14 protein-coding genes are annotated in these 13,296 nt (G+C 72.8%); 4 read left to right on the top strand and 10 right to left on the bottom strand.

The window, feature by feature from the left end:
- Positions 1-80: 80 nt before the first annotated feature.
- The 6 genes from ACFXAZ_RS01060 to ACFXAZ_RS01035 form a co-directional block, all read right to left on the bottom strand.
- A complete protein-coding gene (locus ACFXAZ_RS01060; protein ID WP_384583036.1) occupies positions 81-1,094 on the bottom strand; it encodes a glycoside hydrolase family 6 protein in 1,014 nt (337 codons plus the stop codon).
- A gap of 109 nt (positions 1,095-1,203) precedes the next feature.
- Positions 1,204-1,869, bottom strand: coding sequence for a class F sortase (locus tag ACFXAZ_RS01055; RefSeq protein WP_384583034.1), 666 nt, complete (start codon positions 1,867-1,869; stop codon positions 1,204-1,206).
- A 12-nt stretch (positions 1,870-1,881) separates the two neighbouring features.
- The gene (locus ACFXAZ_RS01050) at positions 1,882-2,520 is read right to left on the bottom strand and encodes a hypothetical protein (RefSeq protein ID WP_384583031.1); all 639 of its coding nucleotides are present in this window, start codon (positions 2,518-2,520) and stop codon (positions 1,882-1,884) included.
- A 127-nt stretch (positions 2,521-2,647) separates the two neighbouring features.
- Complete coding sequence (locus ACFXAZ_RS01045; RefSeq protein WP_384583028.1) at positions 2,648-3,427, bottom strand: HAD-IIA family hydrolase; 780 nt, start codon at positions 3,425-3,427, stop codon at positions 2,648-2,650.
- Between the two features lie 145 nt (positions 3,428-3,572).
- On the bottom strand, positions 3,573-4,328 hold the full coding sequence (locus tag ACFXAZ_RS01040) for a hypothetical protein (RefSeq protein WP_384583025.1): 756 nt from the start codon (positions 4,326-4,328) through the stop codon (positions 3,573-3,575).
- Positions 4,329-4,507: 179 nt separating this feature from the next.
- Positions 4,508-5,638: an ROK family protein gene (locus ACFXAZ_RS01035; RefSeq protein ID WP_384583123.1), complete on the bottom strand. Its 1,131-nt coding sequence runs from the start codon at positions 5,636-5,638 to the stop codon at positions 4,508-4,510.
- Between the two features lie 83 nt (positions 5,639-5,721).
- Here ACFXAZ_RS01035 and ACFXAZ_RS01030 point away from each other — a divergent pair, with 83 nt between their 5' ends.
- Positions 5,722-6,834: a Gfo/Idh/MocA family oxidoreductase gene (locus ACFXAZ_RS01030; RefSeq protein ID WP_384583022.1), complete on the top strand. Its 1,113-nt coding sequence runs from the start codon at positions 5,722-5,724 to the stop codon at positions 6,832-6,834.
- Positions 6,835-6,911: 77 nt separating this feature from the next.
- On the top strand, positions 6,912-7,430 hold the full coding sequence (locus ACFXAZ_RS01025) for a heme-degrading domain-containing protein (protein ID WP_384583121.1): 519 nt from the start codon (positions 6,912-6,914) through the stop codon (positions 7,428-7,430).
- 125 nt (positions 7,431-7,555) lie between these two features.
- On the opposite strand, the gene ACFXAZ_RS01020 is transcribed toward ACFXAZ_RS01025, so the two are convergent.
- From ACFXAZ_RS01020 to ACFXAZ_RS01005, 4 genes are all read right to left on the bottom strand, one after another.
- On the bottom strand, positions 7,556-8,413 hold the full coding sequence (locus tag ACFXAZ_RS01020; RefSeq protein WP_384583019.1) for a fumarylacetoacetate hydrolase family protein: 858 nt from the start codon (positions 8,411-8,413) through the stop codon (positions 7,556-7,558).
- 179 nt (positions 8,414-8,592) lie between these two features.
- Positions 8,593-9,303 carry a YidC/Oxa1 family membrane protein insertase gene (locus ACFXAZ_RS01015; protein WP_384583017.1) on the bottom strand — a complete coding sequence of 237 codons (711 nt, stop codon included), beginning with the start codon at positions 9,301-9,303 and terminating at the stop codon, positions 8,593-8,595.
- 102 nt (positions 9,304-9,405) lie between these two features.
- Complete coding sequence (locus ACFXAZ_RS01010; RefSeq protein WP_384583118.1) at positions 9,406-9,741, bottom strand: DUF6412 domain-containing protein; 336 nt, start codon at positions 9,739-9,741, stop codon at positions 9,406-9,408.
- A 99-nt stretch (positions 9,742-9,840) separates the two neighbouring features.
- Positions 9,841-10,368 carry a winged helix-turn-helix transcriptional regulator gene (locus ACFXAZ_RS01005; protein ID WP_384583014.1) on the bottom strand — a complete coding sequence of 176 codons (528 nt, stop codon included), beginning with the start codon at positions 10,366-10,368 and terminating at the stop codon, positions 9,841-9,843.
- A gap of 68 nt (positions 10,369-10,436) precedes the next feature.
- Here ACFXAZ_RS01005 and ACFXAZ_RS01000 point away from each other — a divergent pair, with 68 nt between their 5' ends.
- Both ACFXAZ_RS01000 and ACFXAZ_RS00995 read left to right on the top strand, forming a co-directional pair.
- Complete coding sequence (locus tag ACFXAZ_RS01000) at positions 10,437-11,810, top strand: MFS transporter (protein WP_384583011.1); 1,374 nt, start codon at positions 10,437-10,439, stop codon at positions 11,808-11,810.
- A gap of 194 nt (positions 11,811-12,004) precedes the next feature.
- Positions 12,005-13,021 carry a hypothetical protein gene (locus ACFXAZ_RS00995; protein ID WP_384583008.1) on the top strand — a complete coding sequence of 339 codons (1,017 nt, stop codon included), beginning with the start codon at positions 12,005-12,007 and terminating at the stop codon, positions 13,019-13,021.
- The last annotated feature ends 275 nt before the right edge of the window (positions 13,022-13,296 follow it).

The following is a 13,296-nucleotide window of genomic DNA, read 5'->3' as shown; positions in this document are numbered from 1 at the left end:
GTTGTTCTTTACCTGCGGGAGCGTTGTGGTTTCTCGCGCCCACGCGGCGGAGCCGCACATCGATACAGCCCCGCGCCCCTTTACGGCGTTGTGGCTTCTGCCAGTTTCAAGGCGTAGTCGGGCCACCATTCGCCCGCCTTGGGGCCGTCCTTGCATTCGCCGTCCGATTCTCCTGGGCGTTTGACCCAGACGTAGGCGTCGACCAGGGGGTCGGCCGTGTTGGTCGTGGGGGTTTCGCCCAGGGCGCGGCCGGGGGGGTTGCACCAGCGTTCGCCGGGGTCGCCCTCGGTGTAGGGGCCGTTGCCGTTGCGGCTGGTGTCGATGACGAAGGGCTTGTTGCCGATCTTCGCGGAGAGTTCCTTGCCGTAGGCGATGGAGTCGTCGGTGGTGTAGAAGTTCGAGACGTTCACCGAGAAGCCGTCGGCCTGGGCGACACCGGCCCGGTTCAGGGGGTCGAAGATCTGCTCCGGGTTGCCCCAGCCCGCGTTGCCCGCGTCCAGGTAGACCTGGGTGGCGGGCAGGTTCCCGAGCTTGTCGATGGCGTACTTGAGGAGGTCGTAGCGCTCCTCGTGGAACTCGCCCGGCGTGCAGCCGTCGACCAGGTGCAGTACCGCGTCGGGTTCCAGGACGACCGTCGCCGCGCGCGACTCGATGCCCGCGGCCACGCCGTCGATCCAGGAGCGGTAGGCGTTGCCGTCGGCCGCGCCGCCGCCCGAGTACTGGCCGCAGTCGCGGTGCGGGATGTTGTAGAGGACCAGCAGCGCCGTGCGGTCGGCCGCCGCGGCGGCCTCGGTGAAGCCGCGGGCCTGGTCCTCGGGGCTCTCCGGGCTGATCCACTCGCCGGTCGGGTACTCCGCGATCTTGCGGATCTCGTCCGCCTCGGCCTGCTTGCCGTCCTTCTCGTAGGCCGCGACCTGGTCCGCCGCGTTGCTGTCCGGGTTGACCCAGAACGGGTCGGCGCCCTTGGGCTGTTGTGAGATCCCCGAGTCCGGCTCGTCACCGTCGTCCCCCGACGAGCAACCCGCTATCAGCAGCGCCGCCCCCAGCGCCGCCGCGGGCGCGCGCAGTCGCCCCGCCCCCCTGCTGCCGTACATCCAGCTCCCCCTTGGGTGACTTCTCGTGTGCTCAATCCTGACATACGTCCCGGCACGGCCACGAGGGCGCCGATGGCGGCTGTCCCGGAGCTGTTACGGGGAGGGGGGGTCAGCGGGCCGTGCTCGTCAGGTACGCCGACACGATCACGTTCGCCGTGTAGCTGCGGGTCGTACGGTCGAAGGTGCCGCCGCAGGTGATCAGGCGGAGTTCGGCGCGGCCCGACTCGCGGGGGCCGTACGCGCGCTGGGCGTCGAAGTCGTCGCGGGTGAGGACCTGGACGTCGTCGACGGTGAACTCGGCGACCCTGCCGTCGTCGCGGACCACCCTGATCCGTGCGCCGGGTTGCAGGGTGCTGACCTTGTAGAAGACGGCGGGGCGGGTCTCGGTGTCGACATGGCCCACCATCAGGGCGGTGCCCGCGGCGCCGGGCTTGGCGCCGGCCGCGTACCAGCCGACGGTGCCGGCCTGGTCGTAGGGCGGTGGGTCGATGGCGCCCGCCCGGTCCAGGCCGCGGGCGACGACGGGGGCCTGGACGCCGATGCCGGGGATGTCGAGGCGTTGCGGGCCCGCGTCGGCGAGGGGTGGGGCGGGTGGGGGCAGTTCGGCCTGGGCGGGGCGGCCCACGGCGGCCACATCGCCGGTGGTGGGGGCGGATATGCCCTCGCGCAGGTCGGTCACCTCGCGGCCCCACAGCCACAGCCCGAGCAGCAGCAGCGCCCAGGCCACACCGGTCAGCAGCCGCCCGGTGCCGGGGGCGTGGTCACGTTCGGTCATGGTCGGGCCGTCTCACCGGGTCCGGCGGCTCTTGCGAGCGCCGCGCAGGATGACGGCCACGGCGGCGGCCCCGGCCAGCAGCAGACCGGTGATGGCGTGGGCGGTGCCGGGGCCCTCGCGGTCGGCGTCGGCGGCGGTGGGGGTGAGGTGGGCCGAGGCGCCACCGCCGCCCGCGCGGACGGGGGCGGTGGGTGAGGGGGGTGTGGAGGGGTGAGGGGCGGTGGCCGGGTCGGTATCGGTGCCGGTGCCGGTGCCGGTGCCGGTGCCGGAGTCGGTGCCGGAGTCGGTGCCGGAGTCGGTGCCGGTTCTGTGTTCTGCCACCTGGATGTTGCCCCTGGCCGTGCGGTCGCCGCAGGTGATCTGTACGGCGTACGCGCCGATCTTCAGCGAGGTGCGGATCCGGGTCTCGCCGGTGACCGTGCCGCCGGAGCCGGTGAGCCTGGCCTCCGAGACGAACGCCGCCGAGACCGCGGTGGCCGTGCCGCCGTCGCAGCCGGTGAGCCGCAGCGCGATGTCGCCGCCCGGGGCCGGGCTCTCGGGGCTGACGGAGACGGTTCCGCCGGTGCCTTCGGCGGCGTGCGCGGTGAGCGGGGCGAGGGCGGTGACAGCGGTCAGGAGTCCGGTACATAGCGTGATGTGCAGGGAACCCATCGTGAACCTCCAGATATCTGGAGACTCCCCCGGTCGGCCGGACCACGCATCCCCGCGCGGGGTCCGGCTGCTCCGAACGGGTTGTTTCCGGGCGTCCGGAGGTTTCGACGGGCGGCGCGGGCGCCGGTCAGATCAGGTCCACCAGGTCCGCGATGGACTCCACGACCTGCGACGGGCGGTAGGGGAATTCCTCGATCTGGTGCGGCCGGGTCAGACCGGTCAGCACCAGGAAGGTCCGCATCCCGGCCTCGATGCCCGCGAGGACGTCGGTGTCCATCCGGTCGCCGATCATCGCGCTGGTCTCGGAGTGGGCGCCGATGGCGTTGAGGCCGGTGCGCATCATCAGCGGGTTGGGCTTGCCCGCGAAGTACGGCTGCTTGCCGGTCGCCTTGGTGATCAGCGCGGCCACCGCGCCGGTCGCCGGGAGCGGGCCCTCGGCGGACGGGCCGGTCTCGTCCGGGTTGGTGCAGATGAACCGGGCCCCGTCGTTGATCAGCCGGACCGCCTTGGTCATGGCCTCGAAGGAGTAGGTACGGGTCTCGCCGAGGACCACGTAGTCGGGCTCGTGGTCGGTGAGGATGTACCCGATGTCGTGCAGGGCCGTGGTCAGGCCCGCCTCGCCGATGACGTACGCGGAGCCGCCGGGCCGCTGGTCGTCCAGGAACTCGGCGGTGGCGAGCGCGGAGGTCCAGATGTTCTCCACCGGCACGTCCAGGCCCATGCGGGTGAGCCGGGCGTGCAGATCACGGGCCGTGTAGATGGAGTTGTTGGTGAGGACCAGGAAGGGCTTGCCCGACTCGCGGAGCTTCTTGATGAAGGCGTCGGCGCCGGGGATCGGCACCCCCTCGTGGATCAGCACTCCGTCCATGTCGGTGAGCCAGGACGCGATGGGCTTGCGGTCTGCCATGTGGGTCGATCACTCCTGGTGCGTAACGTCCCTGGGCGGGACGTGCCTGAGCGGGGGCGCCGGAACCACGCCGTACCGACGCCCCCAGGGTAATCAGGAAGTGATGATCCGGACCCCGTCGATCACCGGGTACCCGTCTGGAGGGTCAGCGCCGCCTGCGGGCGAGCACCAGCGCGGAGCCGCCGGCGGCGCAGGCCAGGGCGAGGGCGAGGGCCTGGCCCGGGGTGCCGAGGCCGGTGCTGGCGAGTTCGTCGGCGAGGGTGGTGCGGGTGCCGGGGGAGGCGGTGGGAGCGGGGCTGGGGGGTGTCCCGGGGCCGGCACCGGCCCCGCTGTCCGGCGTCTCCCCCGCACGCACCACCTGGAACCGGTACGGGTTCGACTGGCCCACCCAGTCGCCGTCGTCCTTCCGGCGCTGTACGACGGCGGCGGTGGCGGTGATGTCGTTGGGGGCGGTGTCGGCGGTGACCGACAGCCGTACCGTCACCCGGGCCGTACGCCCGGCCCCGACCGACAGTCCGGCGAAGTCCCGGGCCTCGAAGGGGGCGACCAGTTCGTCCGCGTCGGTCGTCTCGAACCGTACGGTGTGCGCTCGCCGGCCGTCGGAGAACTCCAGCCGTGGCTGGGCCGCCGTCAGTTTCCGTTCCTCGTCTACGAGGACGACGACCGGGTGGATGCCGGAGCAGGCGCGGTCGGTGGTGTTGGTGACATCGACGTACCAGGTCCCGGGGCCGCCCCCGGCGGCGTAGGAGTCGGGGCCGCCGTGGATGCGGGTGGTGAGGGGGAAGTCACGGCCGCCGGGGTCGCCGCAGACGGGGGCGGGGTCGGCGGCGCGGGTGGGGGGAGCGGGGAACAGGACGGCAACGGCGGCGAGACAGAGGGCGGCGGGGGTGACCAGTCGCATGAACACATGACATGACGGGGGGAGGTGGCGGGGCCGGGCCGCCACTCCGGCGGACCGGCGGGCGCCGCTCGATCAGCGCAGCGGAATTCCACCGGGCGGACCAGCGGGGGCTGCTCGGCAACGCCCGGCCGGCTCTCTCACCGGTCACTCCCCCCCCATCACCCCGGTCGCCGCCCCGGTCACCCGTCCGCCCGTCCGAACACCGGGGCCAGCAGGAGCTGTGCCGCCCCCTCCGCGATCCCCCGCTCCCCGCCGGGCGCGAGCCGTACGGGTACGGCGGTGTCCCCCCGGCTCTCCCGCCGGGCACGGGCGTCGAGGACGTCCGCCACTCCCCGTACGAAGATGTCCCCGGCGGCCGTGACCGTCCGGCCGCCGAGCAGGACGAGGTCGATGTCGAGGAGCGCGACGAGGTTCGCGGCGCCGGCGCCGAGCACCCGGGCCGCCCCGGCCAGGTCGTCGCGGGCGACCGCCGCCAGGCACAGGGCCTCGACGCAGCCCCGGTCGCCGCAGGTGCAGGGCGGGCCGTCGAGCTGGAGGACCTGGTGCCCGAACTCCCCGGCGCCGGTACGCGCGCCCCGGTGCACGGCGCCGCCGAGGACGAGTCCGGCACCGAGGCCCGTACCGAGATGGAGGTAGGCGAAGGAGCGGGCCGTGGTGTGCACGGCGAGGTGGAGGGCCGCCGCGTTGGTGTCCTTGTCCACGACGACCGGTGCGCCGAGGCGTTCGGTGAGGGCGGCGCGCAGCGGGTAACCGTCCCACTCGGGGAAGCCGGTGACGCGGTGCAGGATGCCACGGGCGTGGTCGAGCGGGCCGGGCAGGGCGACGCCGACCCCCACCAGCCCCATGCCCCGGCCGGTACCCGGGGTTTCGCCCGCGCTCTCTCCGGTCACCTCCGCCACGATCCGCTCCACCGCCGGGACCACCGCCTGCGCGCCCGCGCCCAGGTCCACCGGGCAGGAGGTCTCGCCGACCACGGTTCCGGTGAGGTCGACGAGGACGGCGCGCAGGGCGTCGCGGTCGAGGTGGACGCCGACGGCGTGCCCGGCGCCGGGCACCAGCCGCAGGACCGTGCGCGGTTTGCCGCCGGTCGAGCGGCGGTGCCCGGCCTCGGCGGCGAGGCCGTCCGCGCGCAGCCGGGCGGTGATCTTACTGACGGCCTGGGGGGTGAGGCCGGTGCGTTCGGCGAGTTTGATGCGGGTCATGCCGTCGGTGCCGGCCGTGCGCAGCAGGTCGAGGACGAGGGCGGTGTTGTGGCTGCGCAGGGCGGGGAGGTTGACTCCCGCGCCGCCGAGTCCGTTCGCGCCGTCCATCGTGGTCACCGTCCTGCCGTCGTTCACCGCCCCATTCTCCCCAGCGCTTGCACTTTGGCAACAGCGTTGCCAAAGTGGACGGCATGACTGGTACGCCTGGCACGCCTCTTCGCGTGGGTCTCGTCGGCTACGGCCTCGCGGGCTCCGTCTTCCACGCCCCGCTGATCGCCGCGACCAAGGGGCTGGTCCTGGACACGGTGGTCACCTCCAGCCCGGAGCGGCAGGAGCAGGCTCGCGCGAAGTTCCCGGGCGTACGGACCCTGCGTACCGTGGACGAGCTGTTCGGCCGCGCCGACGAGCTGGATCTGATCGTCCTGGCCTCGCCGAACCGCACCCATGTGCCGCTGGCCACCGCCGCCCTGAAGGCGGGCCTGCCGGTCGTGGTGGACAAGCCGGTCGCCGGTACGGCGGCGGAGGCGCGCGGGCTGGCGGCGCTGGCGGACGAGCGCGGTCTGCTCCTGTCCGTCTTCCAGAACCGCCGCTGGGACAACGACTTCCGCACGCTGCGCAAGCTGCTGGCGGAGGGCGAGCTGGGCGAGGTCTGGCGCTTCGAGTCCCGTTTCGAGCGCTGGCGCCCGCAGCTGAAGGGCGGCTGGCGGGAGTCGGGCGACCCGGCGGAGATCGGAGGTCTGCTGTACGACCTCGGCAGCCATCTCGTCGATCAGGCGCTGGTGCTGTTCGGCCCGGTCGCGTCGGTGTACGCGGAGTCGGACATCCGGCGCCCGGGGGCGCGTACGGACGATGACACCTTCATCGCGCTGACCCATACCGGCGGGGTCCGCTCCCACCTCTACGCGACCGCGACGACGGCCCAGCTCGGCCCGCGTTTCCGGGTGCTGGGCTCGGCGGCGGGCTATGTGAAGTACGGCCTCGACCCGCAGGAGGCGGATCTGCGGGAGGGCAGACGCCCGGGCGGTACGGGCGACGCGGGCGGTACGGGCGACGCGGGCGGCGCGTGGGGCGTGGAGCCGGAGGCCCTGTGGGGTCGGGTCGGCTCCGGGGAGTCCCCGCTGACCGGCGGCGGCCGGCCCGAGCCGACCCTCCCCGGCGACTATCCCGCGTACTACGCCGCCATCGCCGCCGCCCTGCGCGACGGCGCCCCCAACCCGGTGACCGCGCCGGAGGCGGCTGCCGCCCTCGATGTCCTGGAGGCGGCCCGCCGTTCGGCCCGAGACGGATCGACGGTGACACTGTGACCCACGCCCACAACCGCCCGCACTCCTCCGCCAAGCCGTCCGCCAAGTCCTCCGCAAGGCCTTCGGCGGGCCCGAGGATCACGCCGGAGCTGACGCCGGGCGTCGAGGAGCTGGAGGCACAGGAACGGCGCCTGGTCTTCCGTACCTTCACCGCCGACGACGCGTGGGCGCTGGGCACGCTGCTGGTGGAGCTGGCCCGGGAGCGGCAGGCGCCGGTCGCGATCGACATCCACCGGGCCGGTCAGCAGCTCTTCCATGCCGCGCTGCCGGGTGCCACCCCGGACAACGACGCCTGGATCGCCCGCAAGCGGCGGGTGGTGGAGCGGTACGGCTCGGCGTCGTACCTGGTGGGCGCGCGCTGCCGGGCCAAGGGCACGACGTTCGAGGAGTCCTCCCGCCTGGACCCGGACCAGTACGCGGCCCACGGCGGCTCGTTCCCGATCACCGTGGCAGAGGTGGGCGTGATCGGCGCGGTGACGGTATCGGGCCTCCCCCAACTACAGGACCACAACTTCGTGGTGGAGGCCCTGGACCACTTCCTGACCGACCAGGCCGAGGCGGCAACTGATCGCACCGGCCAACACGAACGCCGGTAAGAGGGCGCGACTGGTCACGCCGGCCAACACGAACGCAGGCAGGAAGGGGCGCGGGGAACTGCGCGACCAGCCCCCACAAACCCGCACCCGACCACGCACCCAATAACGCACCCGAAGCGGAGCGCTTACGCGTCGCGGAACACCTGCCGCTGCCGCCCCAACCCCCCGACCTCCAGCTCCACCACATCCCCGTCCCGCAGATACGGCTTCGGCTCGGGCCGCCCGAGCGCGACCCCCGCGGGCGTCCCGGTATTGATCACATCCCCGGGATACAGCGTCATGAAGTGACTCAGATACCGCACGACCTCCGCCACCCCGAAGATCTGCTCGGCCGTGGACCCGTCCTGCTGCAACTCCCCGTTGACCCACAGCCGCAGCGACAGCGCCTGCGGATCGGGCACCTCGTCGGCCGTCACCAGCCAGGGACCGAGCGGATTGAACGTCTCGCAGTTCTTGCCCTTGTCCCAGGTGCCGCCCCGCTCGATCTGGAACTCCCGCTCGGACACGTCGTGCGCCACCGCGTACCCCGCGACATGCGCGAGCGCCTCCTCGGTGGACTCCAGATAACGGGCCGTACGTCCGATGACCACGGCCAGTTCGACCTCCCAGTCGGTCTTCACCGACCCGCGCGGCACCAGCACGGTGTCCTGCGGGCCGACCACCGTGTCCGGCGCCTTGAAGAACAGCACCGGCTCGGTGGGCGGCTCGGCGCCCGTCTCGCGGGCGTGGTCGTGGTAGTTGAGCCCGATGCACACGATCTTGCCGATCCGCCCGAGCGGCGGCCCGATCCGCAGCCCGTCCGCGTCCAGCACGGGCAGCTCACCGGCGTCGGCGGCGGCACGGATCCGGCCGAGCGCGGCCTCGTCGGCGAGGAGCGCCCCGTCGATGTCGGGCACCAGCCCGGACAGATCCCGCAACACCCCACCGGTGTCGAGCAACGCGGGCCGCTCCGCCCCGGCCGTGCCGACTCGCAGCAGCTTCATGGTCACCATCTCCCTCGATCGCGCGCACTCCGCCGACGCATGCGGTCGTCGTTCATCGGTCGTCGTTCATCGGTCATCAGTCGTCGGTCATCGGAGGTCTGGTCGATCCTCCAAGCTCCCGGTCCCCTCCGCAATACCTGGTTCATCCACTGGACCAAGGGCATGGGCCGCCGGCCCGATCAGCGGTACAGCACGGCCCGTTCGACGGCACCCCAGGTCGTGCTGGTGACCACGTACAGCGCGGCGGCCAGCGGTACGACGGCGACGGTCACCAGCGTGAAGAAGGACAGGAAGGGCATCACCTTGGTCATCGCGGCCACCCCCGGCACCGGCACATCCCCCGCGGGCAGCGGGGAGCTTTCGGCCATCATCCGCTTGGTGCGTACGTAGCTGAACCCGGCGACCGCGGCCACCACCACGAACAGCCCCACGTACACGAGCCCCGCCCCGCCGAGGACGCCGTCCGCGGCCAGCGCGTCGAACCAGCGGTCGCCGAGCGGCGCGGACAGCAGTTCGTGGGTGAGCAGTTGATTGGTCTCGCCGCCGAGGGAGGGGCTGGAGAAGAGGTGGTAGAGGAGGAAGAAGACGGGGATCTGGAGCAGTCCGGGAAGCAGTCCGGCCAGCGGCGACACCTTCGCCTCCGTGTGCAGGGCGAGCAGCGCGCGCTGAAGGCGCTCGGGGTCGCGCCGGTGCTTCTTCCGCAGCTCGGCGATCTTCGGCTGCAACGCCGTCCGCGCCTTCTGGCCACGGGCGGCGGCCCGGGACAGCGGGTGCACCAGCAGCCGTACGAAGAGGGTGATCAGGATGATCGCGGCAGCCGCCGCCGAGGCGTCGAACAGGGGCTGGAGCAGCTCGGCGAGCTGCTCGACGAGGCGTGCGAGAACGGACATGGGTGAGCCCTCCGGGGGTCTGGGTCGTGTCGCGAGTGGGGCGGCATGACGACCCGCGCGAGGGCACGGAGGGGTGGTGAGCAGGAACTGAGCAGGTGTGCCCTACGCGACGACGGCCGTCGGCAGGGCGGCACCCGGTGCTCTGGGACGCGAACGCCCCTTGGCGTCGGGATCACGCTGGGGCAGGAAGGCCGTACGGCGTCTGCGGTCCCGTATGGCCGTACGCACCCGGGTCGGGGGTACGGCGGGTGCGCACCGCGCGCCGACCAGCGCGCAGACGGCGAGCGCGGAGCCGGCCGTGGCGGTGGCGGCGAGGGCGACGGTGGCGAAGAGCCCACCGGCGTCGGGCAGCACGAGCGGGAGAACCGGCAGGAGCAGAAGCAGCGGCGAAAGCGAGGCGAGGACGGAAGGACGACGAACGGGACGGGTGACATCAATGGCCCGAATGACCCGAATACGGATGGCATGGATGACCCGAATGAGCTGCACCGACCCCTCCTCCCTCTCCCGTCGTCCGCTTCGTGTTCCTGCCGTCGTCTACACCGGGGCCGTCTCGATCGGCTCCAGCAGCCGCTTGGGTTGGAGCAGGGCGCGGCCGACAGGGTCCGCCGGGTCCGGGTCCAGTCCCGGGCCGGGCACCATCTCAACGTCCGGGACCGGCACGACAGTTCCGCAGGCGGGACATTCGCCGTACGAGCCGAGTTCGGTGCCGCAGGCGGCGTGCCGGAAGAGGCGCAGGGTCTGCTGGTCGTAGTGCTCCACGCCCCAGCGGCCGAGGGAGCGCACGACCGGCCACAGGGCGATGCCGCGGTCGGTGAGAACGTACTCGTCGCGCGGCGGCGACTGCTGGTAGCGGCGCTTCTCCAGGATCCCGTCCGCGGTCAGCGCCTGGAGGCGGGCGGCGAGGACGGCCCGGGGGATGCCGAGGTGGACGAGGAAGTCGTTGTAGCGCCGGACGCCGTAGAGGGCGTCGCGGATCACCAGCAGGGTCCAGCGCTCACCGACGGCCTCCAGGGCGCGGGCGATCGTGCACTGCTGGGTGGCGTAGTCCTTGCCGAGAGCCATGACCCCACTGTAGCCAATTTCCCTCCTCTTGGTTCAATGACCGAACCTACGAGTGATACGGTCACGCCATGCATAGGTTCACTGAACGAACCCTAGAGCGGGCGTCGACATCGACGGCATCACCGGCCGCCGCCCCGACCCCCCGGGCCACCCTCGCCGTCACCAGCGCCGCCACCGCCCTGGCCCTGATGACGTACACGGCGCCGATGGTGACGCTCGCCGACACCGCCGCCGCGCTGCACACCACGCCGAGCGCGCAGGCATGGCTGCTCAACGGCACCCCGCTCGGCCTCGCGGCGGTCCTTCTGATCGCCGGCACCCTCGCCGACGACTACGGCCGCCGCCGGATCTTCCTGCTGGGCACCCTGGGCCTCGGCCTGACCACGGCGCTCGGCGCGCTCACGACCACGACCTTGCAGTTCACGCTGGCGCGGGTGGCGCAGGGCGCGGCGAGCGCGGCGGTGCTGGCCAGCGCACTGGGCCTGATCGCCCACGCGTTCCCGGACCCCCGGGGCCGGGTGCGGGCGACGGGCATATGGGGCGCGTCCCTGAGCGGCGGCATCGCGCTGAGCCCCCTGCTGAGCGGCTCGCTGCCCGACTGGCGATGGGCGTACGTGGTGCTGGGCGCGGCGGCGCTGGTGGTGGCGGGACTGGGCACCCGTACGCTCACGGAGTCCCGTTCGCCCAGGGGAGCGCGCCCTGATCTGCTGGGCGCGGTGATCTTCGCGCTGGCGCTGGTGGCGCTGGTGGCGGCGTTGACGCTGGGCCGGGACGGCTGGCTGCGGGCGCCGGTGGGGTGGCTGCTGCTGGCGTCGGTGGTGCTGGTGGGCGGGTTCGGGTGGGTGGAACGCCGGGTGCGGGCCCCCATGATCGACCTGTCCCTGCTGCGCAGCCCGCGCTTCCTGGCGTCGTCCGCCGGGGGGCTGTTCATGGGGCTGGCGGTGCTCGGCCTGTTCAGTTACCTGCCGACGGTGCTGCAACGCGGCCTGGGTCTGTCGCCGCTGGCGACGGCGTGGCTGTTCCTGGTGTGGGCGGGGCTGGCGTTCGTGGTGGCGTTGCAGACCCGGCGTCTCGCGGGCCGAGTGTCCCCCCGCCATCAACTGGCCCTGGGTTTCGCCCTGCACCTGGTGGGCGTCCTGACCATGCTCGGCGCCCTGGACTCCGGCTCCTGGCCCCGGCTGCTCCCCGGCTTGGTCCTCGGCGGCATCGGCACCGGCCTGCTCAACGCCGCGCTGCCGCTGCTGGCGGTGGAGTCGGTGCCGGCGACCCGGGTGGCGATGGGCTCGGGCGCGCAGCAGACGTTCCGGTACGTCGGTTCGTGCGCGGGCGTGGCCGTGACCATCGCGGTCGCGACGAGCCCGGGGGGCGGGACGGACCTGGCGCTGGTGGTGTCGGCGGGGTTGGCGGGGATGGGGGCGGTGGGGGTGGCGTTGGCGAGGTGAGGTGGATGGGGCGGGGTGGGGTGAGCTGGAGCCGGGGCCGGGGTGGGTGGGGAGTCACTCCCCCCTCCTCCCCCGCTCCAGGCAGGTGACATGGCGAGGGAGATGACCGAGGACGGAGCGAAGGGCATGCCCTCCCGGGTCACCTTCCGCACCTGCCCCCCGCCATGTCACCCCTCGGCAGTACGGTGTCATCCATGCGCCCCGACACGCCTGCCGAGAACGTCGACCACCCTGCCGAGGCGGCCCGCCTGGAGCGAACCGCCGACCTGTACCCGGAGGACGCCGAGGCCCTGTTGCTGCGGGCCGCCGCCCACCGCGAACTGTCCGGCGACCGCCCCGCCGCGACCGCCCTCTACGACCGTCTGCTGTCCGCCGACGGCACCCTGGACAACCCGCATCTGGTACGGGCGCTCAAGGCGTCGAACCTGTGGGAGTACGGCCATGAGGCGGAGGCCAGGGCGATCATCGAGGGCCTGCGGGCGGCGGCCCCGGGGGACCCGGCGGCGTGGGTGATCGTCGCGGAGTCCCTGGAGTCGCACGACGAGCTGGAGTCGGCGCAGGAGACGTTCACGCAGGGTGTGAAGGCCCTGGTGGCCGACGCCGAGCACCCTCCGGTGGCCGCCCACCCCCTCTTCTTCGGCCGGCACCGGGTCCGCCGCATGCTGGGCCTGCCGCACGACGACTGGGACGTCCTGGCGGACAGCCTGCACTCGATGCCGATCACCCTGGACGAGCTGCACGACCCCAAGCGGGTCTGGTCCCTGGGCTCGGACAACCCGGCGGAGCTGGCGGCCGAGATCTCCCGCCTCCGCGCGGAACTCGGCGCCTACCGCGAGGCGCTGTCCCGCCCGTACCCGGTCGCCGTCCTGCACTGGCCGGCCCCCGAACTGACCGAACTCCTCGCCGCGTACCCCGCCCTGGAGTCGGAGTACCCCTCCCACGGGACCCACCTCGCGACCATAGAGTCCTCCCTCCGCGAACTCGCCGCCTCCGGCACCCCCAACCTCGGCATCGTCACGGGCACGGTCCCGTCCTACGAGGCCTTCGCCGCCTCGGAGTCCACGTCCCCTTCCGACCCGACGCTCCTTCCGCAGTACGCCACGACCCTGGCGGCCCGGGGGCGTGCGGTGGCTTGGCCGCCGGGGCGGGGGGTGGGGTGTTGGTGCGGGTCGGGGAAGGGCTATGGGGAATGTCATGGGGTGGGGGGCTGACACCTGCTCGGCCGCCCCTCCGGATCGCGCCGCCGTTCGTTCCGAACCGGTCATTTCTTGTCCCTTCACAACTCCTGCACGCTAACGTCGTCAACGACCAGCCGAAACCGCATGCCCCGCACCCGTGCCCGGGGCGTGTCCTGGCCCCGCGAGGAATGCGCATGCCCCCCTACCAGCCGTCTTCCGAGTGGCAGTTCGAGGTACCCACCGACGGCAGCAAACGGCTTCCTCCCACGAGCAGATCGTTCGCGTCGCTGGCGCACCAGGGGTACGGC

The sequence above is a fragment of the Streptomyces sp. NPDC059477 genome (genome assembly GCF_042749375.1).
In the GTDB taxonomy this organism is placed as follows: Bacteria; Actinomycetota; Actinomycetes; order Streptomycetales; family Streptomycetaceae; genus Streptomyces.
This window is presented reverse-complemented; position numbering and strand designations above follow the sequence as displayed.

Bases quoted from the DNA above. Each gene is read 5' to 3' on its own strand.
- ACFXAZ_RS01060 (WP_384583036.1), bottom strand. From the start codon at position 1,094: ATGTACGGCAGCAGGGGGGCGGGGCGACTGCGCGCGCCCGCGGCGGCG.
- ACFXAZ_RS01055 (WP_384583034.1), bottom strand. From the start codon at position 1,869: ATGACCGAACGTGACCACGCCCCCGGCACCGGGCGGCTGCTGACCGGT.
- ACFXAZ_RS01050 (WP_384583031.1), bottom strand. From the start codon at position 2,520: ATGGGTTCCCTGCACATCACGCTATGTACCGGACTCCTGACCGCTGTC.
- ACFXAZ_RS01045 (WP_384583028.1), bottom strand. From the start codon at position 3,427: ATGGCAGACCGCAAGCCCATCGCGTCCTGGCTCACCGACATGGACGGA.
- ACFXAZ_RS01040 (WP_384583025.1), bottom strand. From the start codon at position 4,328: ATGCGACTGGTCACCCCCGCCGCCCTCTGTCTCGCCGCCGTTGCCGTC.
- ACFXAZ_RS01035 (WP_384583123.1), bottom strand. From the start codon at position 5,638: ATGGACGGCGCGAACGGACTCGGCGGCGCGGGAGTCAACCTCCCCGCC.
- ACFXAZ_RS01030 (WP_384583022.1), top strand. From the start codon at position 5,722: ATGACTGGTACGCCTGGCACGCCTCTTCGCGTGGGTCTCGTCGGCTAC.
- ACFXAZ_RS01020 (WP_384583019.1), bottom strand. From the start codon at position 8,413: ATGAAGCTGCTGCGAGTCGGCACGGCCGGGGCGGAGCGGCCCGCGTTG.
- ACFXAZ_RS01015 (WP_384583017.1), bottom strand. From the start codon at position 9,303: ATGTCCGTTCTCGCACGCCTCGTCGAGCAGCTCGCCGAGCTGCTCCAG.
- ACFXAZ_RS01005 (WP_384583014.1), bottom strand. From the start codon at position 10,368: ATGGCTCTCGGCAAGGACTACGCCACCCAGCAGTGCACGATCGCCCGC.
- ACFXAZ_RS01000 (WP_384583011.1), top strand. From the start codon at position 10,437: ATGCATAGGTTCACTGAACGAACCCTAGAGCGGGCGTCGACATCGACG.
- ACFXAZ_RS00995 (WP_384583008.1), top strand. From the start codon at position 12,005: ATGCGCCCCGACACGCCTGCCGAGAACGTCGACCACCCTGCCGAGGCG.